Consider the following 1,168-nt stretch of genomic DNA (forward strand, 5'->3'; position numbering starts at 1 on the left):
GAAGAAATAACAGAGTAGTATATGTAAAAAAAGAACCTACACGTAAAGTAATAATAAGAAGAAGATATATTTTTGTAAGAGTTCCAAGAAGAAAGAAAGTTGTATATGTGAAAAGAGAGCCTTCCCGTAGACAAAGACGTGCAAGAATAGCTGCTGGAAGAAGAAGATAACTTTAATTTAGTAAGACATTTTGTATGTACTTTTATAATTTAAAAAATTTAATATTTTAAAACACAAGGGGCTTCAATTCTCTCTTATGAACTGTACCCCTTGTTTTTTATTACTATTTGTTTTTAGTTCTTAATATTAATTTGCTTGAGAAGGTTATACAAAATTCCTAAAATTATACTTATCCCAATTGTCATTACTGATTTAAAAATCATTTCATCACTTATCTTTATAACAAAATTAAGCACTATAAGATGAACTAGGAATGCAAAATATGTAGAATCTGCCACTATTTTTATAATCCTATCTCTTTTAGAAAAGTTAAATTTACACCAAAATACAAAAAAGGAAATCGTCATAATAAATGTTCCTAGTGAATTTTTATCAAAAAAATCAGATACACGTTTTCCTGTTACTGCTAAAACATATTTAGTAGATAAAAAACTTAGCAAGAATCCTAAAGCATAGATAACTATTATTAAAATAAATGATGTCCTTTTTACTTTATTGTCGTATTTCTTTACAAAATACCCTAAAATATAATACCCAATAAAGCCTGTTAATGGAAAATTAGAAAATGGAATTTCAGCAAAATTAAAATATCGTAAATACGGATTCAAAATATTGCACAAAAACCAGAGAAAAACTACAAAAAGAGTCTCTTTTTCTGCATATTTCAACACCTTTTGCAACCACGGCGTAAGAAGATACAGCCCTAATATCATATAAATATACCAAAAATGCGATGCTGAAATCGCTTTCCCTTTCAAAATTGGCATAATCGGAATTTTTCCAAAATAAATATATATAATATTAAATACTAAAAAAAGTGGTAAAATATTTAAAATCCTTTTTTTAAAAAATACTATTGTTTCTTCGGTTTTATCAAGCAGCAAATATCCGCTAATCATAATAAACAAATTAACTCCTATCGAAATAACGGCATAACCTCCCATCCATACATCCACTCCAAACTGCCTGTTCAAAGTATGTAGAAATA

General features: G+C 27.2%; 1 protein-coding gene. It reads right to left on the reverse strand.

Annotated elements, in window-relative coordinates; all coding sequences use genetic code 11:
• Positions 1 to 293: 293 nt before the first annotated feature.
• Positions 294 to 1,168 (reverse strand): acyltransferase family protein (locus tag Q0370_RS01345; protein WP_299571065.1); only part of this gene is annotated, 875 nt, incomplete at its 5' end.

Origin of the sequence: uncultured Leptotrichia sp. (genome assembly GCF_938036635.1) — a bacterium.
GTDB classification, from domain to species: Bacteria; Fusobacteriota; Fusobacteriia; order Fusobacteriales; family Leptotrichiaceae; genus Leptotrichia; species Leptotrichia hongkongensis.